General features: G+C 42.6%; 21 protein-coding genes, 1 tRNA gene and 1 pseudogene. 14 read left to right on the top strand and 9 right to left on the bottom strand.

Annotation, left to right across the window (positions count from 1 at the left end; genetic code table 11):
- Positions 1-111 precede the first annotated feature (111 nt).
- The 7 genes from phaA to MAE_RS21690 all read left to right on the top strand — a co-directional run bounded on the left by phaA (position 112) and on the right by MAE_RS21690 (position 8,592).
- A complete protein-coding gene (gene phaA, locus MAE_RS21720) occupies positions 112-1,302 on the top strand; it encodes an acetyl-CoA acetyltransferase PhaA (RefSeq protein ID WP_041804277.1) in 1,191 nt (396 codons plus the stop codon).
- Between the two features lie 12 nt (positions 1,303-1,314).
- Positions 1,315-2,031 (top strand): acetoacetyl-CoA reductase PhaB, encoded by a 717-nt coding sequence (gene phaB / locus MAE_RS21715; protein ID WP_002744478.1) that lies wholly within the window; start codon positions 1,315-1,317, stop codon positions 2,029-2,031.
- Positions 2,032-2,141: 110 nt separating this feature from the next.
- Positions 2,142-3,137: a class III poly(R)-hydroxyalkanoic acid synthase subunit PhaE gene (phaE, locus tag MAE_RS21710; protein ID WP_012267459.1), complete on the top strand. Its 996-nt coding sequence runs from the start codon at positions 2,142-2,144 to the stop codon at positions 3,135-3,137.
- 179 nt (positions 3,138-3,316) lie between these two features.
- Positions 3,317-4,411, top strand: a complete 1,095-nt coding sequence (locus tag MAE_RS21705; protein ID WP_012267458.1) for a class III poly(R)-hydroxyalkanoic acid synthase subunit PhaC — start codon at positions 3,317-3,319, stop codon at positions 4,409-4,411.
- Between the two features lie 225 nt (positions 4,412-4,636).
- Positions 4,637-5,854, top strand: a complete 1,218-nt coding sequence (chlP, locus tag MAE_RS21700; protein WP_002735532.1) for a geranylgeranyl reductase — start codon at positions 4,637-4,639, stop codon at positions 5,852-5,854.
- Between the two features lie 160 nt (positions 5,855-6,014).
- Positions 6,015-7,202 (top strand): RNA-guided endonuclease InsQ/TnpB family protein, encoded by a 1,188-nt coding sequence (locus MAE_RS21695; RefSeq protein WP_012267457.1) that lies wholly within the window; start codon positions 6,015-6,017, stop codon positions 7,200-7,202.
- Positions 7,203-7,470: 268 nt separating this feature from the next.
- Positions 7,471-8,592, top strand: coding sequence for a three-Cys-motif partner protein TcmP (locus MAE_RS21690; protein WP_012267455.1), 1,122 nt, complete (start codon positions 7,471-7,473; stop codon positions 8,590-8,592).
- Here MAE_RS21690 and MAE_RS21685 read toward each other — a convergent pair.
- The 3 genes from MAE_RS21685 to MAE_RS21675 form a co-directional block, all read right to left on the bottom strand.
- Positions 8,582-9,358, bottom strand: a complete 777-nt coding sequence (locus MAE_RS21685) for a DUF5131 family protein (protein ID WP_012267454.1) — start codon at positions 9,356-9,358, stop codon at positions 8,582-8,584. The genes MAE_RS21690 and MAE_RS21685 overlap by 11 nt on opposite strands.
- A gap of 66 nt (positions 9,359-9,424) precedes the next feature.
- Entirely contained in the window at positions 9,425-10,612 is a 1,188-nt protein-coding gene (locus MAE_RS21680) for an RNA-guided endonuclease InsQ/TnpB family protein (protein ID WP_012267453.1), read from the bottom strand.
- Positions 10,613-11,157: 545 nt separating this feature from the next.
- Entirely contained in the window at positions 11,158-12,099 is a 942-nt protein-coding gene (locus tag MAE_RS21675) for a hypothetical protein (protein ID WP_012267451.1), read from the bottom strand.
- Between the two features lie 90 nt (positions 12,100-12,189).
- On the opposite strand from MAE_RS21675, the gene MAE_RS21670 reads away from it, so the two are divergent.
- The gene (locus MAE_RS21670; protein ID WP_002763378.1) at positions 12,190-13,011 is read left to right on the top strand and encodes a nucleoside triphosphate hydrolase; all 822 of its coding nucleotides are present in this window, start codon (positions 12,190-12,192) and stop codon (positions 13,009-13,011) included.
- A gap of 96 nt (positions 13,012-13,107) precedes the next feature.
- Here MAE_RS21670 and MAE_RS21665 read toward each other — a convergent pair whose 3' ends face one another.
- The 4 genes from MAE_RS21665 to MAE_RS21650 form a co-directional block, all read right to left on the bottom strand.
- Positions 13,108-13,308 (bottom strand): hypothetical protein, encoded by a 201-nt coding sequence (locus MAE_RS21665; RefSeq protein WP_002735656.1) that lies wholly within the window; start codon positions 13,306-13,308, stop codon positions 13,108-13,110.
- A 424-nt stretch (positions 13,309-13,732) separates the two neighbouring features.
- On the bottom strand, positions 13,733-14,731 hold the full coding sequence (locus tag MAE_RS21660) for an Npun_R2821/Npun_R2822 family protein (protein ID WP_012267450.1): 999 nt from the start codon (positions 14,729-14,731) through the stop codon (positions 13,733-13,735).
- A 539-nt stretch (positions 14,732-15,270) separates the two neighbouring features.
- Complete coding sequence (locus MAE_RS21655; protein WP_012267449.1) at positions 15,271-16,281, bottom strand: Npun_R2821/Npun_R2822 family protein; 1,011 nt, start codon at positions 16,279-16,281, stop codon at positions 15,271-15,273.
- A 208-nt stretch (positions 16,282-16,489) separates the two neighbouring features.
- The gene (locus MAE_RS21650) at positions 16,490-17,974 is read right to left on the bottom strand and encodes a hypothetical protein (protein ID WP_041804276.1); all 1,485 of its coding nucleotides are present in this window, start codon (positions 17,972-17,974) and stop codon (positions 16,490-16,492) included.
- A 127-nt stretch (positions 17,975-18,101) separates the two neighbouring features.
- On the opposite strand from MAE_RS21650, the gene MAE_RS21645 reads away from it, so the two are divergent.
- Positions 18,102-18,174 (top strand) — tRNA-Glu (locus MAE_RS21645).
- 20 nt (positions 18,175-18,194) lie between these two features.
- Here MAE_RS21645 and MAE_RS21640 read toward each other — a convergent pair.
- Positions 18,195-19,544, bottom strand: coding sequence for a sensor histidine kinase (locus MAE_RS21640; protein WP_012267447.1), 1,350 nt, complete (start codon positions 19,542-19,544; stop codon positions 18,195-18,197).
- Between the two features lie 320 nt (positions 19,545-19,864).
- Between MAE_RS21640 and MAE_RS21635 the strand changes: the two genes are divergently transcribed.
- The 3 genes from MAE_RS21635 to MAE_RS21620 all read left to right on the top strand — a co-directional run bounded on the left by MAE_RS21635 (position 19,865) and on the right by MAE_RS21620 (position 22,307).
- Positions 19,865-20,338 (top strand): EVE domain-containing protein, encoded by a 474-nt coding sequence (locus MAE_RS21635; protein ID WP_041804275.1) that lies wholly within the window; start codon positions 19,865-19,867, stop codon positions 20,336-20,338.
- A gap of 3 nt (positions 20,339-20,341) precedes the next feature.
- Complete coding sequence (locus MAE_RS21630; protein WP_002763389.1) at positions 20,342-21,196, top strand: prohibitin family protein; 855 nt, start codon at positions 20,342-20,344, stop codon at positions 21,194-21,196.
- 460 nt (positions 21,197-21,656) lie between these two features.
- Positions 21,657-22,307, top strand: a complete 651-nt coding sequence (locus MAE_RS21620; protein ID WP_012267443.1) for a hypothetical protein — start codon at positions 21,657-21,659, stop codon at positions 22,305-22,307.
- A 113-nt stretch (positions 22,308-22,420) separates the two neighbouring features.
- On the opposite strand, the gene MAE_RS21615 is transcribed toward MAE_RS21620, so the two are convergent.
- A complete protein-coding gene (locus tag MAE_RS21615) occupies positions 22,421-23,413 on the bottom strand; it encodes a DNA cytosine methyltransferase (RefSeq protein ID WP_002795832.1) in 993 nt (330 codons plus the stop codon).
- A 113-nt stretch (positions 23,414-23,526) separates the two neighbouring features.
- Between MAE_RS21615 and MAE_RS21610 the strand changes: the two are divergent.
- Together MAE_RS21610 and MAE_RS21605 are read left to right on the top strand one after the other, a co-directional pair.
- Positions 23,527-23,652 (top strand): annotated as a pseudogene (locus MAE_RS21610) (IS30 family transposase); the annotation flags it as partial.
- Between the two features lie 248 nt (positions 23,653-23,900).
- Positions 23,901-24,572 carry a response regulator transcription factor gene (locus tag MAE_RS21605; protein ID WP_012267441.1) on the top strand — a complete coding sequence of 224 codons (672 nt, stop codon included), beginning with the start codon at positions 23,901-23,903 and terminating at the stop codon, positions 24,570-24,572.
- The last annotated feature ends 3 nt before the right edge of the window (positions 24,573-24,575 follow it).

The following is a 24,575-nucleotide window of genomic DNA, read 5'->3' as shown; positions in this document are numbered from 1 at the left end:
GGGCCAGGAACTTTTAACCAATGACAGTCAATTGGGATTTTGATCTTTTCGGACTCGATATTCTTAAGCAAATTCTATCTATTATCTTCGCTTCCCAATAGAGAGAAGTCTATGCAAGAAGTTTATATCGTGGCCGCAGTCCGGACTCCAATTGGTCGTTTTGGTGGGGGATTGATGGGATTATCCCCGGCCGATTTAGGGGCAACAGTGATGAAATCCGCCCTAGAAATCGCTAATTTGCCCCCAGAAGCCCTAGATTTGTACATTTTCGGCAATGTTTTGGGAGCGGGTCATGGTCAGTTAATTCCCCGACAAGCGGCGATTAAAGCGGGAATTCCCGTAAGCGTGGACGGATATCGGGTGGATATGGTTTGTTCTTCGGGAATGATTGCCGTTAGTAACGCTGCCACCTCAATCCGCGCCGGAGAAGCGGATCTCGTCCTCGCTGGTGGTATTGAATCCATGTCCCAAACCGGCTTTTTTCTCTCCCATCGGGCCCGGTGGGGTTATAAATTCCTCATGGGTGCGCCGGAACAATTAACCGATTTATTACTCCACGATGGCTTAACCGATGCTACCACGACTGAGGTCATGGGTTCCCAAGTGGATCGCCTCTGTCTCGATCGCGGGGTTTCTCGGCAAGCATTAGACGAAATTGCCGCCTTATCCCACCAAAGAGCGGCCACAGCCACAGAAAAAGGCTGGTTTAAGGGCGAAATCGTGCCAATTGAGCTTAAATCTAAGAAAGGTTCCACAATTATTGCTCAAGATGAGGGTATTCGTTCCGATAGTACCCCAGAAGGGTTAGGAAAACTGCGGCCGGCTTTTAATCCGTCGGGAGTTTTAACTGCGGGGAATAGTAGTCAGATTTCCGATGGGGCTGCCGCTATCCTTTTAGCCAGTCAAAAAGCTGTGGATCAGTACGGTTTAAAACCAATTGCCAAAATCCTTGGCGGCGCTGTGGGTGCTGGCAAAACCGATCGCTTCCCAGAGTTCCCCGTCCTCGCGGTGAAAAAATTACTGGCATCCCTAGATAAAACGATCGAAGATTTCGATTTAGTGGAAAATAACGAAGCTTTTGCCCTAAATAATCTGCTTTTTGAGATGGATCTGGGGTTAGCTAGGGAAAAACAAAACGTTCACGGTGGTGCGATCGCCTTGGGTCATCCTATCGGTGCTTCCGGAGCGCGGATTCTGGTGACGTTAATTAACGCGTTGAAAGTACAGGATAAAACCCTCGGTATGGGGGCCATCTGTCATGGGACCGGTGGCGGAACAGCGATCGCAATTGAAAGAGTTTAGGAGGAAAAAGCTATGGTATCTCTGGGACTAGAGGAAAAAGTTATCGTCGTGACGGGCGGAAATCGAGGCATTGGGGCGGCTATTGTCTCTCTTTTGATAGATTTGGGGGCCAAGGTGGCTTACACCGATTTAGTCACCGATAATCCCCAGGGTTTAGGCATTGTGGCCGACGTAACTAAGTTGGAATCTATGGAAGCGGCAGCTCAACAAATTGAAGCGGAATTGGGGCCGGTGTACGGCATCGTCGCTAACGCGGGGATTACCAGAGATAACTTTTTCCCTAAATTAACGCCGCTAGATTGGGATTTAGTGATTAATGTCAACCTAAAAGGGGTTAATCACACAATTAAGCCGTTTATTGAGGGAATGTATGAACGACAAGCGGGATCGATCGTTTGTATTAGTTCTATTTCCGGTGATCGCGGTAATGCCGGCCAAACTAATTACGCGGCCACAAAAGCGGCAGTTATTGGTTTAGTCAAATCCCTAGCGCGAGAAGCTGCCCGTTATAATATTCGCGCCAATGCGATTGCGCCGGGGTTTATTAACACGGAAATGACTTTAGCGATTCCCGATAAAGTTCGCGATAAAATCACCGCCGAAATTCCCTGTCGTCGCTTCGGTGAACCCGCAGATATCGCCTGGGCAACTGCCTATTTACTCTCTCCTGTTGCCAGCAGTTATGTCTCTGGAGAAGTCCTCAGAGTTAATGGGGCCCATCACACCTAATCAGTTATCAGTTATCAGTTATCAGTTATCAGTTATCAGTTATCGGGTGTAGGGTGTAGGGTGGGTTAGTAAACTAGCGAAATCAGCGTTAAAGGAAAAGGGCAAAAATAATGGATAAACCGACACAAGCTTGGAGCGAGATGGCCGCCGATTACGTCAATCTTTGGACGGAAACTGGGGCAAAAATGTGGTCAAGTTGGTTTGATATGATGGGGGCGATACCGACTCCTATGGGCAATATTAAACCAGAATTGCAAGAGGCAACCCAGCGCTATTTTGATAATCGGGATTTATTGATCAAATTCCTAAAATTATCGATGGAAGCTTGGGAAAGTATCTTCCCAAAAATGCAAACAGGAGAAGACTGGCAAACAATTTTAGATAATTATACCCAACAGATGCGCGGTCAACTGAATAGTTTTACTACTACCACTTCCCAAAGTAGTCAAGATGTCAGTCAACTATGGACAATTTACCTGCAACAATTACAAAGTCTCAATCATTTATGGTTCGATCCTTTCGTCCTGTCAAATGACACAATAACCAAAGCTTGGTTAGGTAATACTTCTTCTTTGATCGAACTCAATAATATCTATTGGCAGAAGTTTTATGATGAAACTTTTGGCCAATGGTTACAGATGCCTTTGTTGGGATTGCCGCGAGAATTTAACCGCAAATTACTCGATAGTTTTGAAACTTGGCGCGTTCTTTATCAAGCTAGTATTAACTATCAAATTGTGCTGGCTGATATTCAAGTTAAATCCTTTGAAGCTTTAACTAAAAAATTAGTTTTCCTAGCACAAAAAGGTGAACCTGTCAAGAATTGGCGAGAGTTTCAAGATGTGTGGAGTGTCGTCGCTGATGATATTTTTGAAAAGGCCTTTTGTCAACCAGAAAACCTAAAAGTACGGGGTAAATTTATTAATTCCCTCAATGATTATCGCATCAAACAGCAGGATTTAATGGAAATTTACCTGCGTTCGATGAATCTGCCTACCCGCAGCGAAGTCGATGAAATTCATCGGACTATCTATGAATTACGCAAAGAGGTAAAAAGTCTCAAAAAAACTTTAGGAGAAAAAAAAGCAGTAGAAAGTAACAATTAGTTAATTGTGCTTGACAATCAGTTATCAGTTATCAGTTATCAGTTATCAGTTATCAGTTATCGGATTGCAGTTTTCAGTATATAGTGTTAGGTGAAAACTTCGGAACTTTCTTTTCACTGATTACTGTTTACTGTTCACTGCTCACTGAAAAATCCCCACTTCCCTAGGAGAATTAAATTATGTGGCCATTTTTGACGCAAGTGAAACTGGAAGATTTTACCCAAGATTATCTAGAATTAACTCAGAAAAATCTCAAAGGGTTAGACAATCTCAAACGAGTTAAAGAAGAAGATATTCAGTGTGGAGTCTCGGAAAAAGAAGCAGTTTATCGGGAAGATAAAATCATTCTCTACCACTTTAAACCCGTGGTCGAAAAACCCTTCGAGATTCCCTTGTTGATGGTATATGCTTTGGTCAATCGTCCCTACATGGTAGATTTACAGGAAGGGCGTTCTTTAGTGGCCAATCTGCTGAAATTAGGCTTAGATATCTACTTAATTGATTGGGGATATCCCACCAGAAGCGATCGCTGGTTAACCCTTGATGATTATATCAATGGTTATGTCGATAATTGCGTCGATTTTATTCGTCAAAGTCACCATCTCGACAAAATTAATCTGTTAGGAATCTGTCAGGGGGGAACCTTTAGTTTATGCTATAGTTCCCTCTACCCCGATAAGATAAAAAATCTGGTGACAATGGTGACACCAGTGGACTTTTATCAAACCGAGACCCTCTTAAATATGCGCGGGGGGTGTTCCTTGGGAGCCGAAGCATTAGACATCGATTTAATGGTAGATACTATGGGCAATATCCCGGGAGATTTTCTCAACTTAGAATTTCTGGAATTGAAACCTTTGCAGTTAGGTTATCAGAAATACCTTGATTTTCCTGACATCATGGAAGACGAATCAAAATTAGTTAATTTTCTGCGTATGGAAAAATGGATTTTTGATAGTCCCGACCAAGCGGGAGAATCCTACCGACAGTTTCTCAAGGATTTCTATCAGCAAAATAAACTGATTAAAGGGGAAGTGATGTTAGGAGATAAACGGGTAGATTTACACAATCTGACCATGCCAATTCTCAATCTTTATGCGGATAAAGATCACCTTGTCCCTCCCGCTTCTTCCCTCGCTTTAGGGAATTATATCGGTACTTCTGACTATACCGCTTGTGCTTTCCCCGTCGGACATATCGGAATGTATGTCAGTGGCAAAGTGCAACGGGATTTACCCCCCGCTATTAGCGATTGGTTGAAAGCAAGAGCTTAACAATCCTCGCAGCTATCCCCTTTTCCCAGTTTGGGAGAGGGGTGTAACACAATACAACACATCGATAAAAAAACATCTACGGGCAGTAAAATAAACTTTTGTAACAGAGGATGTTAAGCACTGTTGCAAGATCGGGCAGAATCGGAGGATATCGTTCCTTTCGGCTAAACCCCTGTGGTACACTGCAAAGCGTACTCGCTCGTAAGTATGTAGGAGAAAACCTGAGTGTTAAGAGTCGCTGTTGTGGGTTCAGGGCCGGCCGGTTCTTCGGCGGCAGAAACATTAGCTAAAGCAGGCATTGAAACCTATTTATTTGAACGCAAATTAGATAATGCTAAACCCTGTGGTGGAGCGATTCCTCTCTGTATGGTGAGCGAATTTGACCTACCTCCTGAAATTATCGATCGCCGGGTGAGAAAAATGAAAATGATCTCCCCCTCTAACGTCGAAGTCGATATTAATCTCGATAATCAAGACGAATATATCGGAATGTGTCGTCGGGAAGTCCTCGACGGTTTTATGAGAGAACGCGCCCATAAATTAGGAGCGCATTTAATCAACGGAACCGTTTACGGTCTCGACATTCCCACCAATAGCACCGATCCCTATACCCTACACTACGCCGATCACTCCCACGGCAATTCCCAAGGGGAAATGAAATCTCTGAAGGTGGACGTGGTTATCGGCGCCGACGGTGCTAATTCCCGCATTGCCAAAGCTATTGATGCCGGGGATTACAACTATGCGATCGCTTTCCAAGAACGCATCCGTCTTCCTCAAGATAAAATGGCCTACTACGAAGACCTGGCCGAAATGTATGTAGGAAAAGACGTATCCCCCGACTTCTACGCTTGGGTATTCCCCAAATACGATCACGTCGCCGTCGGTACTGGCACAATGAAGGTCAATAAAGCCATGATTAAAGACCTACAAGCTGGTATTCGCGCTCGCGCAGCCCGTCGTCTGGAAGGGGGCGAAATCATCCGCGTGGAGGCTCACCCCATCCCCGAACATCCCCGTCCTCGTCGTGTAGTCGGTCGCGTAGCCCTCGTAGGCGATGCTGCGGGAACAGTTACCAAGTCTTCGGGAGAAGGCATCTATTTCGCCGCTAAATCGGCGCGGATGTGTGCCGAAACCATTGTCGAAGTCACTAACGGCGGCCAACGTATTCCCACAGAGGACGAATTGAAACTCTACCTCAAGCGTTGGGATAAGAAATACGGTATGACCTATCTGGTATTAGATATCCTGCAACGGGTTTTCTACCGTACCGATGCCACCCGGGAAGCTTTTGTGGAAATGTGTTCCGATAAGGACGTACAGAAGATGACTTTTGACAGTTATCTCTATAAAACCGTTGTTCCCGCTAATCCTCTCGTACAGATGAAGATTACCGCTAAAACTATCGGTTCTCTCCTGCGCGGTAACGCTTTGGCCCCTTAAAATCAATTGATAACCAGAAAACCCAATCTTCCCATCGCGGTGGTTGGGTTTTCTTTTGGGTTGTTTCATCGAAAATTTTGGGTCTGAAACCCCGCCGTTTTACGGCGGCTTTGCTGTTAAATATTAGCACATTTACGAAATATATGCTAAAATATGAGACATGGAAAAAGCCTATTCTTACCGATTTTACCCGACACCAGAACAAGAGTCGCTATTGCGGCGCACTTTGGGATGTGTAAGATTGGTTTACAATAAAGCTCTCCACGAACGAACACAAGCTTGGTACGAAAGACAAGAAAGAGTAGGCTACGCTCAAACTTCTTCAATGCTAACCGATTGGAAAAAACAAGAAGAATTAGACTTTCTCAATGAAGTAAGCTGTGTACCTTTACAACAAGGGTTAAGACATTTACAAACAGCTTTTACTAACTTCTTTGCTGGTCGTACTAAGTATCCTAACTTTAAGAAAAAACATCAAGGAGGAAGTGCCGAATTTACCAAATCTGCTTTTAAATTCAAAGACAAACAAATCTATTTAGCTAAATGCACAGAACCCTTACCTATTCGATGGTCAAGACAAATACCAGAAAGCTGTGAACCAAGCACAGTAACAGTCAGATTACATCCTTCTGGACGTTGGCATATTTCAATAAGATTTGATGACCCAACAATCCAGCCATTACCCCCAACCGATAAAGCCATCGGAATTGACTTAGGAATTAGTAGCCTAGTAATTACCAGCGATGGAGACAAGGTATCTAATCCTAAGCATTTTAAGAAACATTATCGGAGACTGCGAAAGGCACAAAAAAGTCTTTCTCGAAAACAGAAAGGCTCAAAAAATCGGGAAAAAGCGAGAATCAAAGTAGCAAGGATTCACGCTCAAATTACTGATAGTAGAAAAGACCATTTACATAAGCTAACCACTCAATTAGTTCGTGAAAACCAAACGGTTGTGGTTGAGAATTTAGCCGTCAAGAATATGGTCAAAAACCCCAAGTTATCTCAGGCAATATCTGATGTAAGTTGGGGAGAAATCACTCGACAATTAGCCTATAAATGCCGTTGGTATGGCAGAAATTACATCGAAATAGATAGATGGTTTCCTAGCTCTAAAAGATGTAGTAATTGCGGGTATATTGCTGAGAAAATGCCGTTAAATGTTCGAGAGTGGGATTGTCCAGACTGTGGGACGCACCATGACCGAGATATTAACGCTAGTAAAAATATTTTGGCCGCAGGGCTTGCGGTGTCAGTCTGTCGAGCGACCATAAGACCAGAACAGAGTAAATCTGTTAAGGCAGGTGCGAAAAATCCTTCGGGAAAGAAGCAGAAACTCAAATCGTGAGGTTTGGGAATCACCGTCCGTTTACGGCGGTGAGGATGTCAACTCCTGTCTTCTCTAATACTAAATCTGGTTATTAAAAACTGATTATTTATTCTCCCTTTTGCATGAGTGCCTCTTGCATGAGTGCCTCTCCTGATATGTAGCCTATACTCAACGGATTTAGTATAATTCAAACAAAAATAAGGTATGTTATGTTTGATTAACGCATCCGACGAGAGCGACTTGCCGCTACCCAGAGCCTTCGGCATCGTAACTATTGATATAGCTTATGACTGAAAATTCCTTCTTCAATGAGCAAAAAGAACAGTCCTTGATCAAAGCTAGGATTGTTGAGAAATATTTCTGGGCTTGGGCAAAAGTTATAATTTCAAAAGTTAAGGGATCGTCTTCAGTCCAGAAAATCGCTTATGTTGACCTTTTTGCTGGTGCAGGACGATATAAAGATGGCTCAAAATCAACCCCAGTAAAGGTTCTAGAAACTGCCATCGCCGATACAGATATGCGAAATATGCTGGTATCGATCTTTAACGATGCCGATGTCGAAAATGTTAATTCTCTTCAACAAGCTATAGATTCAATTCCGGGCATAGAAAATTTAAAATACCGCCCTCAAATATCAAAATATGAGGTGGGAGAGGACATAGTTAAAATCTTCCAAAGCATGAAATTAGTTCCCACTTTACTTTTTGTTGATCCTTGGGGTTACAAGGGGCTATCTCTTCAACTTGTTAATTCGGTCGTCAAAGATTGGGGTTGTGATTGCATCTTCTTCTTCAATTACAATCGCATCAACATGGGTTTAAATAATGATGCAGTCAAAGAAAACATGAATGCGCTATTCGGACAAGTAGGAGCAGATCAACTCCGCAAACGATTGAAAACACTTACTCCACAAGAGCGTGAGTTAACCGTTGTAGAATATATCTGTGAAGCCTTGGAAATGGGTGGTAAATATGTTCTTCCATTTCGTTTCAGACATGAAATGGGAAATCGTACTAGCCATCACCTAATTTTTGTAAGCAAGCACCCTAAAGGCTATGAAATTATGAAAGAGATAATGGCTAAAGAGAGTTCTGAACAGACGCAGGGCGTACCATCTTTTGAGTATAATCCTGCAACTCTTCAACAACCGTTACTCTTTGAGCTAACCCGTCCTCTTGATCAACTGGAATCTATGTTGTTGGACAATTTTTCAGGTAAAACTATGACGATGGCAGAGATTTACGACCAGCATCATGTGGGAAAACCGTACATTAAAAAAAATTACAAAACTGCCCTTAGCAATCTTGAATCTCAAGGAAAAGTCACAGTACATTCACCCGAGGACAAAAAACGGCGAAAAGGAACGTTTGCGGATGATTTAAAGGTTACATTTCCAGTTAAGCAATAAGCTCTAATTTTTCTAACCGCCTCGCCGATTTAAGTGGGACACTTCCCCATGTTTGGATATGCTGATTCCAGGCATTAGGCATCTCGTCCCAGATTTTATCATCAAGTAATCTACCTGCTGCTTTCGGTGTCCTTCCCCCAACTTGTTTGAAAAAAAATGCTACCCCTGAATTTTGACATTGATTGCGGATATCCCTTGCCCAGTCAAGTTTCATCTGGCGATGTTTTTGCCCGGATTCTCCGCCGACAATAACCCAATCAATGCTAGTTAAATTAAGTTCTAGTGGTCCTAAAAGTGGCTCACATGAAATGAAACGCACTGAAACAGGAACTGTCCGAAGATATTCAATCCGATCTATGTGGTTTTGGTTCTCGACAGATACACCTAGCCAAATGTTTTCTGGAAAATCTAATTGAGACGCTAAATCACCTAAACGGCTTTGTCGCTTTGTTAGAATCTGATATATATGCCAAGGTGTTGAATGAATAACTGAGAAAACTTGTCTGATAAAGTCGAGAGGCACATCATCATGAAAAAGGTCACTCATTGAGTTGACAAAAACTCGACTGGGAGTGCGCCAACGTAAGGGTTCTTCCAATCTTTCTGGATGCAAAGTCAAGCTGAATCCATTGGGAAAGTTCTTGGGAAAACGCTGTGTAATAGCTTCGGCATAACAATGCAGACAGCCAGTGCTAATTTTATCGCACCCAGTTGTTGGATTCCACGTTTTATCAGTCCACTCAATACCAGTGTGTGTACTAGACATATTTTAACTCCACAAGCTATATCTTTGACATCCTCACCGCCGTGAACGGACGGTGATTCCCAAACCTCACGATTTAGGTTTCTGTTTCTTTCCCGAAGGATTTTTCGCACCTGCCTTAACAGATTTACTCTGTTCTGGTCTTATGGTCGCTCGACAGACTGACACCGCAAGCCCTGCGGCCAAAATATTTTTACTAGCGTTAATATCTCGGTCATGGTGCGTCCCACAGTCTGGACAATCCCACTCTCGAATATTTAACGGCATTTTCTCAGCAATATACCCGCAATTACTACACCTTTTAGAGCTAGGAAACCATCTATCTATTTCGATGTAATTTCTCCCATACCAACGGCATTTATAGGCTAATTGTCGGGTTATTTCTCCCCAGCTTACGTCAGATATTGCCTGAGATAATTTCGGGTTTTTGACCATATTCTTAACGGCTAAATTCTCAACAACAATCGTTTGGTTTTCACGAACTAATTGAGTGGTTAGCTTATGTAAATGGTCTTTTCTACTATCAGTAATTTGAGCGTGAATCCTTGCTACTTTGATTCTCGCTTTTTCCCGATTTTTTGAGCCTTTCTGTTTTCTAGAAAGATTTTTAGATGCTCTTCGCAGTCTCCGATAATGCTTGTTAAAATGCTTGGGATTAGACACTTTATCGCCATCGCTGGTAATCACAAGGCTACTAATTCCTAAGTCAATTCCGATGGCTTTATCGGTTGGGGGTAATGGCTGGATTGTTGGGTCATCAAATCTTATTGAAATATGCCAACGTCCAGAAGGATGTAATCTGACTGTTACTGTGCTTGGTTCACAGCTTTCTGGTATTTGTCTTGACCATCGAATAGGTAAGGGTTCTGTGCATTTAGCTAAATAGATTTGTTTGTCTTTGAATTTAAAAGCAGATTTGGTAAATTCGGCACTTCCTCCTTGATGTTTTTTCTTAAAGTTAGGATACTTAGTACGACCAGCAAAGAAATTAGTAAAAGCTGTTTGTAGGTGTCTTAACCCTTGTTGTAAAGGTACACAGCTAACTTCGTTTAAAAAGTCTAATTCTTCTTGCTTTTTCCAATCGGTCAACATTGAAGAAGTTTGAGCGTAGCCTACTCTTTCTTGTCTTTCATACCAAGCTTGTGTTCGTTCGTGGAGAGCTTTGTTGTAAACTAATCTTACACAGCCCAAAGTGCGCCGCAATAGCGACTCTTGTTCGGGTGTGGGGTAAAATCGAAACGAATAGGCTTTTTCCATACCTCACATTTTAGCATATATTTCGTAAACGATGCTCATATTTAACAGCAAAGCCGCCGTAAAACGGCGGGGTTTCAGACCCAAATTTTCGATGACAGACGCTACCTGCCGATAATTAGCAATTTACTTGTACTATACCATTGTTTGACAAGTACAATTGTCGCCGCACTCACTTTCTACATTACGCAATCGTCAATGAGTTGCGGTGTACACAAAATATTACATCGTTTAACGAAAACAACAGGCGCTTACAGCCGGTGCTATGAAATCTAAGCGGCGATCGCTTCACCAGCAAGCCCTAAGTAGGGCTTGCTGAATAAATCTAAAAAGCTTGTTGGATAAGGTTTTTAGGCTTTTTTGACCTCAAAAAGTGCCTAGCATTGGAGTGATCGGGGGTAAAATTCCTGGACTTTTTCCCTGAAAATTAGGTAATTGACCACCTGAAAATGAGTAAAACCCCACACCCCACACCCTGCCACCGGGAAAAACTTTTTCAGCAGACCCTAAGTACCACCTCACCTCAAATCTAGAGAACTAACGCTCTTTTAATACCATAATTCCGGGATCAGGTCATAATAACCAGCTTGGGTCGGTGGGTAAATACCCGCTTCGATTTTTTCGATAATAGTCGGCCAAGCTTGCCTAAAAGCGGCAGAGCGCTCGTTGGGGTGCAGAGTCCAACCCTTGGCATTGGTGAGAGTGGCGCGATAGTAGTTGCTTTGTTCTAGGGAGCGAGAAACCATAATTTCCCAAGAGTCGAGTTTTCCTTTGCCGGTCAAAATATTGCCCCAAGTTTTTAAACCATCGGGTAAATGATCGAGAAAGGTATTTTTATAAGAGCGCCAGAGGGGGGTGATCGGTAAAAGGCGATCGTAGCGACGACAATTAAGTAGATAGGCACGACTACCAAAAAATTTAAATTGATAGAATCCATCGGGATTTTTCGTGCAGGGATGGGCAGAATCAATCGTACCATCGGGCCGCGGCGGACCGGACAAAGGACGCACAAACATCATTTCTGGATGGGTTTCCATTAACTCGATCCCTTCGCGAATCCAACTGTAATCCGGTTCTTGGTAGAGCATCATGTCGCTGTCATAATGGACCATATAATCGCTGCGACAGGACTCGATTTTGAAGATCGAGCCGAAAATCGGATAACCTTTGTAGTTATGGGTGGAACGGAGGGGACTGCCGAAATGCTTTTGATAGATGCGCTGACGATAGCTGGGATCGTAGTTAAAATCCACTAGGCGATCGATTATGCCATCTTTAACTAATTTTTCACCACAGGCTCTTAACTCCTCCATTGTACCCAGTCCGGGGCGATTAACCTTTTCCCCGCTTAAAGGGGCCGTGTCAATAGCGAGTACCTTTTCCTCGAAGGGAAACTGACTCATTTTGACTAGATGGGGAATAGTGTTCATCATAAACCAGACATCGGTTCGCGCCGTAAAAAACCAGAGCGAACAACTTGGCAATCCCATTTTGTATAAACCTCACTTTTGTTTGGGTCTTAAATGGGATACATTATAGGGGAATCTTCGCGACAAGTTGACACAATTCCTTATTAACCTATGACTATAGCCCTCGATCGCTTACCCCAATCTTGGCAGGGTTTAACCCATCGTTTAACTTATAAGTATTTTCAGGTACGCATTGATACACCCAAAGACCCCTATAAAATTCTCTTTCGTCCCCAACCCTATCAGGTTTTATTTATTCTTAGCCATATGCGATCGGGTTCGTCTTTATTGACCCATATCCTCAATTCTAATCCTGAAATTATCGGTTTTGGCGAAACTCATCTGGTTTATGAGAGTGAAGAGGATTTTAAAACTTTAATGTTTCAACTCTACTGGCGGTTGAAAGATTTAAACATGAATCATAAATATATTTTAGATAAAGTTCTTCACGATCAGAAGTTTTTAGATCATAGTTTTTTGCAATCTGATCCGGTTAAGACCATATTTTTACTACGAGAACCGCAGCGCACTTTAGCTAGTATTCTAGATATTAAACCGCATCAAAACGAGCAGCACGCCCTGGGTTATTATACCGGTCGTTTAGCCACCTTAGAAAGTTATGCTCAATTAATTAACAGCAAAGAAAAGAGTTTATTTATCACCCACGATCAGGTATTAAACCAAAGTCAGTTGGTTTTTAATAGTTTACAGAGTCATCTCGATACTAAAACGGGATTTTCTGAAGAATATCGAGTTTTAAAAACCACTGGCAGCCGCGGTATAGGAGATTCTTCCGAGAATATCAAAGCGGGTAAAATTATTAAACAAGCCAGAAAATTAGATATAGAAATTTCCGACGCTGTTTTAACCCAAGCCCAAAAAGCCTACGATCGATGCTACGAAACCCTCAGCCATTATTGTCATTGTATCTAAACTGAATTGGGTATTAGTAATAGCCTTGATTCTCTCCTCCGAGTCCCAAGAAAATACCCCTAACTCAACTCTAAGTTGAGCATTTAAAAGGTCTGATTAGCCTTCAATATTAGCAATTGTAAAGCCCATCTGACACTCGTAGAGATTGGGCTGTTGGCTTCCTCCTTTACCCAAGGAGTGACCACAGCCTAGTTTACCCTCTCGCCACCGGGGTTGTCCCTGCTGGTTGGCTAAAAGACAGCCCTGACAGACAGAACCCGTATCGAGAATGTGTTCGTCGGTTAAAATCACTAACATGACGTTCACCCCCATTGATCTCCGATCACTTTTGTCTCTATTGTAAGAGGTTTTTTCTGAGATGTAGTGGCGCGCTATACATTCCGCTACTTTTTGGTTTTTTTTCGCCTGGACTCTTCTTATCAGAAGATTAGTCCTTCAAAAGGGATAGTCATTTCAGATAAGTCTGATACGATTCAATCTTAATTGAAGTGACTATAATTAGGGCTTGCTGAATAAATCTAAAAACCTTGTTGGATAAGGCTTTTAGACTTTTTTGACCTCAAAAAGTGCCGACCATTGGAGGGATCGGGGGTAAAATTCAGGTACTTTTTCCCTGAAAATTAGGTAACTGACTACCTCAAAATCGGTAAAACCCTACACCCCACACCCCACACCCCACACCCTGCCCCCACCAACAAACTTTTTCAGCAGACCCTAATGATTATTTTCCTAAACCGAGTTTTCTGGTTACTTTTTGCCAAAAAGTTGGGGTCGGTGGTTGATAGGGTTTGGGACTGCCGGTAAATATAGGGCGTTGACTAGGTTGGTAGAGATAACGATAGTGTAAGAAAATATCTCGATAGGGAAAATCGAGATTTTCACCGCTACAAAGTCGCGTGAACAGAGAGGAAGATAAACCAATGTAGTGAAGGTATGTCAAGCGGTTGCCCTGATCATAAAGAATATTATCTAAAGCCTGAAAATGGGGAGAGGTGACACAGCAGCCGGTGCGTTCTTCTTTAGGCAATTGAAGAGCTAGATTATATATAGAAAAATTTGAGCGCATCATCATATAATTGACAATAGTTTGATCGGGAGCCATCGGATAGAGAATTTCTGCTTCTCCTGCTCGCAATTGTTCGATTAGCCAATTACGGCGTTCCCCGTCAAATAAACCTTTTTTTGAGCCATAAAAACCCGAACAGAAAATTTCTTGGTTAAGACGTTCTTGGGGAAAGATTTCTAATAATTTTGGGGAAGTAACTTCATAAACGTGGGTGATATCTTTGTGCTGAAAATCGTAGACCACACAATCATAATTATCTAACTGTGCAAAAACCCGATCTAAGGGACTCATCAATAGGGTATCACCATCCATGTAGATAAAGCGATCGAACGGCCCATCAAAGGCACAATAACGACGATGGGTACCAAAACGATGATAACCTTTGCTACCAGCCTTTAACCAGCGTTCTTTAGCGGTAGGATGGGGTTCCCAAGCAGATTTAGCGAAATTATCCCAGCGTTCGATAATTTCCTGATTATCAAATAACTGTACCTTAGGACGTTGAGCAATTTCCGCCTTGATACGTTCGGTGTTGTCATCGTAGGGATAGACACAAACAGGAAGAGCCTTTCCCGCATTTACCTCGATGCTGTTGAGTAGGGCGACTAATTGATCGTAAACGCGATCGTTGGCTAAGGTACAAATACCTTCCATAAGTAATCCCAAGTAGAAAAATCAAAACATCCTATCTTTCCCCTTATTTTAGGGAGGATCTTAACTTATGTAGGGCTTGCTGAAAAAGTTTTTCCTGGGGGCAGGGTGTGGGGTGTGGGGTGTGGGGTGTGGGGTTTTATCGATTTTCAGGTGGTCAACTACCTAATTTTCAGGGAAAAAGTACCTGAATTTTCCCCCCAATCACTCCAATGGTCGGCACTTTTTGAGGTCAAAAAAGTCTAAAAACCTTATCCAACAAGGTTTTTAGATTTATTCAGCAAACCCTATGTAATAAATATTTACAATTACAGCGTTTCTCACACCAATGAAGTATGATCTAATTTGCTATCATCCCCAGACGACCAGCTAATGTTGCTCCTTGGCTGTTCCCCGTTTCCTAAAACCAGAGACTTCCTAACTCACCCTTAAGATAACTGATACTAAATCCGTTGAGTATAGGCTACATATCAGGACAGGCAAAAGGGGCAACAAATAATCAGTCTTTAATAACCTGAAAACTGATTATTCACTCCTAATTATTATTTTCCTAAACCGAGTTTTCTGGTTACTTTTTGCCAAAAGGTTGGGGTAGGTGGTTGATAGGGTTTGGGACTATCGGTAAAAACAGGACGTTGACTAGGTTCGTAGAGATAACGATAGTGTAAGAAAATATCTCGATAGGGAAAATCGAGATTTTCACCGCTACAAAGTCGAGTGAACAGAGAGGAAGATAAACCAATGTAGTGAAGGTATGTCAAGCGTTTGTCGTGGTCGTATAATAGCCCATCCCGTTGTTGGAAATGGGCGGAGGTGACGGCGTTACCGGTGCGACGACTGGCAGGCCATTCTTTCGCTAAGTTAGAGACGGATAGCTGCGATCTCATCACCATATAGTTCAGCACCGACTGATTGGGAGCCGAGGGATACAACACCTCTGCCTCGCCCTCCTGTAGCCTTGCCACTAGCCAATCCCTTTGTTCCGACAGCATAAAGCCGCGCTTGGAGGCGTAGAACCCAGCACAAAAGATCTCCGCCTCGATCCGTTCTTGGGGAAACACTTCCAGCAGTTTCGGCGAATTGACATTGTAAATGTGGGTAGGGTCTTTGTACTGAAAGTCGTAAGTCACCACATCACAACTGTCTAACTGTTCAAACACAGGGGTGACATCATCCAAAATCAGCGCATCTGCATCAATGTAGATGAATTTTTCAAAGGGGGCGTTGGGGTCAAAGGCACAGTAACGGCGGTTCATACCCAACCGTCGTACTCCTTGTATGCCTTCAGTTTTCCGCCAATGTTGCAGTGCTGTGGGGTGAGCTTGCCAGACTTGTAACGAAAAGTCCTCCCACGGCTTAAACAGATCTTTGTCATTCCAGAGGGTGACATTGGGACGGGTGGCGATTTCGGCGGCGGTTTTTTCCAAGCGGTCGTCGTAGGCGATGACGCAGACGGGCATACCCGCACCCGCATTGACGGCGATGCTATTCAGCAAGGCCACCAGTTGGTCAAACACGACATCATTACCGAGGGTGTAAATACCGTAGTTCATTGCAGCTCAGGAAGAAAAAAAATCAAAACTTATTATCTTTGCCGTTAGTTTAGCTTATTTTTGTCGATAAATTTCGGTAATTTGAGATTATGGCCATGACTTTAACTGCTGAAATGTCTAAGATTGATAGAGGTAAGTCCCTAAAGATAGTCTCAAGTTTCTCACAACAGAAAGACTACCCGCTCGGCTATACCCAAAACCGATCGATTTAGCGTTTGCGTTTGAGTAATTTAGAAATGCGTCGATTGTACCGCAACCAACGCCAGATTTTAATAACTAATTCCTCCACCCATAAAATAATCGCATCTAATCCCTCTAAAATCCGTTCTAAGGGGTGTTTAACGTAGCCGACGGGGGTTGATTCGGTTTCTAACCATTCCTCGTTAATTGGTTGAATTATTTCCTTGGCATAGCGGGGATCTAATTGGGTGGCGGGGGGGGATTCTCCTGGGGGGATTTTTTGTAAAGATTTATTTTGTTTTTCTTGACTAAAAGCTTTTTTTGTGCTATGAGGCTCGGCTGGTGTGCCTGGGGACTGGGGAAGGGGATAAGCGGGGTTAAGGCGCAGTTTTTCGGAGTCTTGGGGAGAAATAGCCAAGATATCGGCGGATTCTAGCCATGGTTGCTCGCTGACGGCGGAAAATGTCAGGGATTGGCGAGAGGAAAAGAAGTGATCGATCGCCGCTTGGATGAGTTTGCCGATCGTGAAGGGATCCGCTTGGGTTTGTTTTTCTAGCCAATCCTGGAGACGTTGCTTGAAGGTGATCAGCAGAGAATTAGGAAGACTTAAGGGATATTTTGCCGATAACGCGGGTGAATCAGCACTATATTCTAAATTATTCTTCTCTTTTGCCCAGAAATGCTCGATCGCAGCATAAATTAACCAATAAAGTCGCCAGAGATAGGAGGAATTTTTCTCGAGAGTCGGGGACTGGTTAACGAGATCGGAAGGGGGGTTAGAGGTGTGGCTAACACTGCTGGGGATTGCGGGGGAGACAGCGAGAAATTTAGCCTCGAAAATTGCTAATTTTTCGTCAATGACTTCTAAAATCGCTTGAGAATTGAAATTAGGCAGTGGTAAGGAGAGTGGTGTCGGGGTTTTGACGAGATGGGATTCTTGGAATAGATTAATGGCGATCGCTATTTGCCCCTGTTGTTCCCAGCGTAGTAGGTTCCAAAACCAACGTATCGGAGGCAAGACAGGATTTTTATCGGTAAAATTCGGTAATAAAGGCGGATATTGAGGATTTAATCGCTTAATTTTCCGGTTTTCGAGGGCGTAGTTAGCCAGTGCCGTCCTAATTTGTTTTTCTATTTGTCTTTGGGTTTGATTATCGGTGATTTTAACAGTCTGGTGATCGTTAGTGACGAAAACTAAAGCTTGATCCTCTAGATCGGCTGCTATGCCAATAAATGGCGTTTCTTGGTCAGATAAGCTCTGTAGAAATTCTTTGATCGCATCCGTCCCCTCTTTGCCGGGGGGTGATAATTGTTTCTGGAGACTGTTCCCCAATTGATTAGCCGTCATCCGCAGGGATTGTACCAGCAAATAGACGGGATAGAGGGCTATTTGCAGGGCAATAGCGATCGCATTTTGACCGCGACGGGAGACGCGGCCGAGGTTATCTTTCAGACGGATCAAGCGACGGTTGATCAGGTTGAACAGTCGGCTTTTATAGGGATCGGCAGCCATGGATTTTGGGCGATAACATCTTCAATTAGACTATCCTATTGTGCAAGGGCGGGATTAAAAAAATTTTGGCCAAAACCCTTGACTCCCGGAAAGATTATTGTTATATTTAAAAAGGTCTGAAATCCACGCCCCCATCGTCTAGTGGCCTAGGACACCTCCCTTTCACGGAGGCGACAGGGATTCGAATTCCCTTGGGGGTATCAAAAAAAGGTCAGAGGTGTTAAGCTTCTGACTTTTCGGTTTTTTTCTCCCGTTGATGGCTTTTTGGTAGGGTGACGGTGAAAACTGTTCCTCGATCGATCTGACTCTCGACGCTAATTTGTCCATGATGACTGAGGGTAATCGCTAAAGCGATCGCTAATCCTAATCCTGTTCCCCCGGAAGTGGCAGAATTTTGTCGTGCGGGATCGAGACGATAAAAGCGATCGAAAATATGGGACAAAGCAGCCTCGGGAATACCGATTCCGTTATCTTTGATGCGTACCAGTAACACCGATTGTCGATCGCGTTTACTTTTTTCCAATTCCACTGCCACATTTTTAGGCTCAGATTCGGGGAAAAAAGCGTGTTTTAGGGCATTAGAAATTAAATTTGTGAATAAACGGGCTAATTGATCCCAATCTCCCTGCATAGTAAACATTTCATCGCTGTAGGAAAAATCCTCTTGGTCTGGTTCCACGATCGACAAAGAGAGGGAAATTCCCTGCTTATCGGCGATTAAACGCTGTTCTTCCACCACTTCCATCAATAGAGCATCCAAAGGTACAGCTTGCTCGATCGGTTGGACGATGCCACTATCAGAACGGGCTAAAAAGAGCAGATCATTGACTAAATTGCCCAATCTTTCCGTTAAACGATCGATCACCTGCAAGCGTTGATGGCCAGTTTGGGGATAGGCGATCGCCATTTGCACGTTAGTTTGGATAGTGGCGATCGGATTGCGTAATTCATGGGAAGCATCGGCGGTAAATTGTTTTAAACTCTGATAGGACTCTTTTACCGGTTGAATGGCTAAACCGGACAAAAACCAACCAATCCAGGCAACACTAGCAATCATCAGGCAAATTCCGACGATTAAATCCCATAATAGCTGTCTAATCGGTTTTGTCACCTCAAACCAAGGATGACTTACCCGCAGATATCCCAAAACATAATGACCGATTTCCACCCTTTCGGTTACTTGTCGCAGCAGACGATTATCGGATAAGCGAATAGTTTCCCCTTGACGGTGGGGATGGAGGGGAATATCTAAGGATTCGGCCAGAGTTGACCAAAGTAGATTACCTTGGGGATCAAACCATTCCAAATCTATATGATCGTCCTCGACGGATTTACCCTGACTGGGAAAACTTGCGAGGGGATCGACGCGATAACGTCCTTGATCCGGGGGAATCGATTCGATCACGAGGGAACGATTTACCACCTCAATGATGTGTTTGAGGGTATCATCAATGCGATCCACTAGGGTATGGCGCACATAAAAATACATTCCCGTAGCGAGAAAAAGCAGTAGTATGGCAGTGACAACAGTGTACCATAAGGCTAAACGGCGGCGAGTGGCTTGGAACACCGATAATCTATGGATTGGCTAGAGATTTTTAGAGCAATGTATCCTATTTTACAGCTTATTTGAGCGATTTAATAGTGGAGAATAAATTATTTTTACCTATAGGGAAAAACTGACGGTTGCCAAGAATAGCTAGACTTGAACGCTCATAGTCCTTAAAAATTGCCGCTAACAAAAGTATTTTTAGATACATTCTCCTCAATAATTGTTTGAGTAGAACTACAAAAGCAGTCAAAGTGAATTATATTTAACCCTATGGTGACAGGGCTGACAGGAACGGCTAAAAATATTTTTGAGCTTATGTGAATTAATCACAACTATAAATGATGAATTTAAATTACTGGTTAATGAAATCGGAACCCGATGTCTATAGTATCGAGGATTTAAAAAAAGATGGTCAAACTATTTGGGAGGGAGTGCGAAATTATCAGGCGCGCAATTTTCTCCGTCAGATGAAACGGGGAGATTTAGCCTTTTTTTATCATTCTAATACCACCCCGCCAGGGATTGTCGGCTTGATGCGAGTAGTGCAAACTGATATGATCGATCCCACACAATTCGATACCGATAGTCCCTACTATGATTCTAAATCCTCCCCAGATTACCCGCGCTGGTGGACGGTTAAAGTTGAGTTTGATCGCCTTTTTCCCCAACTGCTGCCCCTGGGAATTTTAAAACAAAATTTTACGGCCGATGAATTATTATTAGTAAGGACAGGAAATCGTCTGTCAGTGATGCCTGTCAATCAAGCAATTGCGGTAAAAATTATCGCTTTAGTCGCTCATCAAGGAGTATAAACTGTGAACCAGAAAGATGCTATTAATTTACTTTCCCTGATCGGGGGATTATTGGCCACTATTGTCATTTTAGCGGCCTTTAATGCCTATGTGATTATCACCCCCGGACAAGCGGGGGTTTTAAGTGTGTTAGGAAAGGCTAAGGACGGGGTTTTATTGGAGGGATTTCACTTTAAACCTCCCTTTGTTTCTAGTGTCGATATCTACGATGTTACGGTGCAAAAATTTGAAGTTCCTGCCCAAAGTTCCACTAAAGATTTACAAAATTTATCCGCTAGTTTTGCGATTAATTTTCGTCTTGATCCGACTCAAGTAGTGGCAATTAGAAGAACCCAAGGTACCCTACAAAATATTGTCGCTAAAATTATCGCCCCTCAAACCCAAGAATCCTTTAAAATTGCCGCCGCTAAAAGAACAGTAGAGGAGGCAATTACTCGACGCAGTGAGTTAAAAGAAGACTTTGATAATGCCCTATCGACTCGGTTAGAAAAGTATGGTATTCTAGTCTTAGATACCAGTGTGGTAGATTTGAATTTTTCTCCGGAATTTGCTCGGGCTGTCGAAGATAAACAAATCGCGGAACAACGCGCCCAAAGAGCCGTTTATATCACCCAAGAAGCAGAACAACAGGCCCAGGCAGAAATCAATCGCGCTAAAGGGAAAGCTGAGGCACAAAGACTATTAGCAGAAACTTTAAAAGAACAGGGGGGAGGATTAGTTTTACAGAAAGAAGCGATCGAAGCTTGGCGCGAAGGTGGGGCGCAAATGCCCCGGGTTTTAGTCATGGATGGATCGGGAAAAAATAGCGTACCATTTTTATTTAATTATAGTGATTCTTTTCCAGAAAATACCCCCTAAATTCGGGTCTATTTAGCCCAATTATTTTCTCAAGATACAGTCTTTCCCATCAAGAGGAAGTGTAACCTAAATTTGGTAAGCTGTTGACTATCTAAATTACTCGTTAAGACTATAGGGGAGAAGGGAGCAGGGAGAAGGAGTTTCAGCCTAAGTTCACCCCACTTCTCCCCATTCCAATCCCATGCCACCATCCCCAACCTAATCAAACCTCTAACTACAAGAAATATGACCTTGGGGTGCTTTTCGTTCAAAAATAACTTGATCGTAGATCGCCGACGAGTGTAAAGTGCGTTAGAAGGCTACCAATTCTGTTAAAAAAACCAAATCAACAATCCGCACCCCACGCAGCAACTTTATTCTTAAATTGGTGTTTCTGTCTTGGCTTATTTTGTTAGCAAGAACAGCCGAGAAACCTATTTGACGCTATCATGGAAACAGCGCTGTACTGCTGGCTAAATCAATGCTTACCCTCAAAACGAGTAAACTAACCCTTGCTGATGTTCAACGTCATCTTAATTTCCAAGAAAAGCTTGAGGATGTTTCATTTACAGAGCTTTTAGCTTTGGAAACCGTCAGCGACGCAGAAAAATTAGAACTTGTTCAAATCCGCAACGATTTTCGACCCTATTTGATGGAAGATAAAGCATCAGAAGGACAAGTGAAAGTTTTAACCCTATTTCCCTTATGGCGGTTAGCTGGTTTTTATCGTTATCCGATTAAGATTAGGGTTGAAGAAGGGATTGATAATATTATCCTTGTCGATGAAGATAAAACTATTAGCGGACGCTTTGATATTGTCACGGTGAATAATTCGATATCAACTGTCAATAATATCCCTTTTTGGATTTTAGTAATTGAAGCTAAAGAGAGTGGAATCGAAGTACGTCAGGGATTACCTCAATTACTGACTTATGCCTACAATAGCTTAGAAAGACAACCCTCAGTTTGGGGATTAGCGACTAATGGCTTACAATATATGTTCGTCTATCTCAGACAAGAAACTAACCCCACTTATCAAATAATGCCAGAACTTAATTTAATGTATCCTCAATCAGCAATTAATCTGCTCCAAATTCTCAAGGCAATGGGTCAGCTAATTTTAGAGACATAAATTAGGACTCAAACAAGCTATAATCTCCTAGGCTTTTACTGTCTATATAGGGAATTAAAAGCGTCTTGAATAATCACCACTATCTAAAACTCCTGAGTCGAAAATAAACTTAATTAAGTTGTTCGATTGAACGAGAATGAATTAGTTGATGCTTGAGCAACATCTAACAAAGACTCGATCACAGAATTAACCACAGCAGCTACGCAGGAAATCGCTACACTATTACCCGTTAATTTTCGCATAGTTTGATAACTGCCAACAATTTGATAATCATCGGGAAAACCTTGTAAACGTAGCATTTCCCTTGCTGTTAAGCGTCTTTTCCCATCCACTAACAAATAATTATAGGATGCTCCTGCTCGCAAGGCACAGGAATAGGGATAAGCGCTGACATTACCTCCTTTATTTTCGTGCCAGATGGTCGGTTCACTATAAGGTTTTTTTCCCTCTCTTTTCAGGAAGCGACTTTTTTGAATTCTTGCGGAAGCATAATAAAAATCCGAGACATTTTCCTCTAATATTTCCGTTAAAGTTGTTCTAGATAAAGCTGGTTTTGGCCAGATAAAACCCCGCGCTTCTCGGAAACCAACGATAAAAATTCGTTCCCGTTTTTGCGGTAAACCAAAATTAAGCGCATTCAAAACTCGGTAATCGGTATAGTAATCTAAATCTTGCAGAGTATCGAGAATAACTTCTAAGGTTTTTCCCTGTTGATGTCCCTGCAATTGCTTGACATTTTCCAGAATAAATGCTGCGGGTTGTTTGGCTTTTAAAATGCGGGCAATCTCAAAAAATAGCGTGCCTCTGGTATCTTCAAATCCCTTTAAATCACCACAAATACTAAAAGGTTGACAGGGAAATCCTGCCATTAAAATATCGTGATTGGGAATATCTAGGGCGGCAATTTCGGTAATATCTCCCTGGGGTTGGTCGCCAAAATTAGCGTGATAAATTGACCGAGCGTCTTTATCTATATCACAGGAAAAGACACAATCAGATTCTAAGTTTTTTTGGCGACAAACTTGTTCAATAGCGACTCGAAACCCTCCCAAACCACAAAAAAGGTCAACAAAACGAATTTTCTGCTTATCTTTAAGTAAATTCATCGATCACATCCCTAGCAAGACCTGGATAATATCCTAACTTAATGGGGATAATTCATCACCTTATAGCACAGCTACGTCAAAAAATAAATCGAACTTTAGAGGTATTTTTAGCCAAGTTTGAGGAGGTAGAAAGAGCCGTAAACTTGATTAACAATCGTCCTCGAAAATGTCTTGACTATCGTAACCCGAATGAGGTATTCTATGAGGATAGAGCAGACAGTCATGTAATTCAGACTTGAATTGGCGTTTTATGAAAGGAAATTATAGTTAACAGGGGGCTGTTTTCAGGAATTCTGTCACTGCGACCGATGTTGATGACATAGATATTTTCTTGTTTGTTTCCTAATTTTCTGTTGCCTATTTGCTGCTTTCTAAAAGTACAGATATTCTGAGCAAGCACTAGGCCTTGAGATAAGAGCGTCACCACTAGGGCAGAAAGATGGATTTTGTGATAATTATTTGAATAGTGGAGAAATTTATGGGATTGATGCCAAAGCTCTCGGTAAGTTGCGATCGCTGTCTCGCAGCTTTGCTATCTAGCCCAGAGAGAGAGCCAGAAAACAATAAGGACAAATATAATCAAATAAAAGCAATAAAGCCACGATTACCCCAATTTTGCCAGCAGATAGGTTTAATAGTCATGGATATAGCTGGAAGCGTGCAAATGCTTACGGAACGATCTGAACAATTGCTGTACCAGTATTCCCTCTCCCATACCCCGAACACCTTACCAGAACCCTTGCAAAAGTGGTTTAAACATCCGATTGCCCGACTCTTAGCCAAGGATGAGCAAGCCTTTTCCTGTTCACCCTTACGCCTAGAACAAGAGGGACGACAGTTAATCATTTTTCTGATTCCCACTCTTATCGGAGAACAGTTTCTCCTAATCTTAGAAGAACAAGAACTGCCCTCTTTTTCGATTGCGGCCTTAGAATTGTTGGGACTGACTAAAAGGGAAGCAGAAGTGCTATTTTGGATTGCCCAAGATAAAAGTAATGCCGCCATAGCAAAAGTGATCGGATGTAGCGAAGGAACCGTGCGAAAACATCTAGAACATATTCACGGGAAACTAGGGGTACAAACTCGGACGGCAGCGGTTATAGTTGCCCTCGAAAAGTTGGGGCTACTGAAAGGGCAGATTGCTGCGATATCTTCATAATTC

It is taken from the genome of Microcystis aeruginosa NIES-843 (genome assembly GCF_000010625.1).
Classification (GTDB): domain Bacteria; phylum Cyanobacteriota; class Cyanobacteriia; order Cyanobacteriales; family Microcystaceae; genus Microcystis; species Microcystis aeruginosa.
This window is presented reverse-complemented; position numbering and strand designations above follow the sequence as displayed.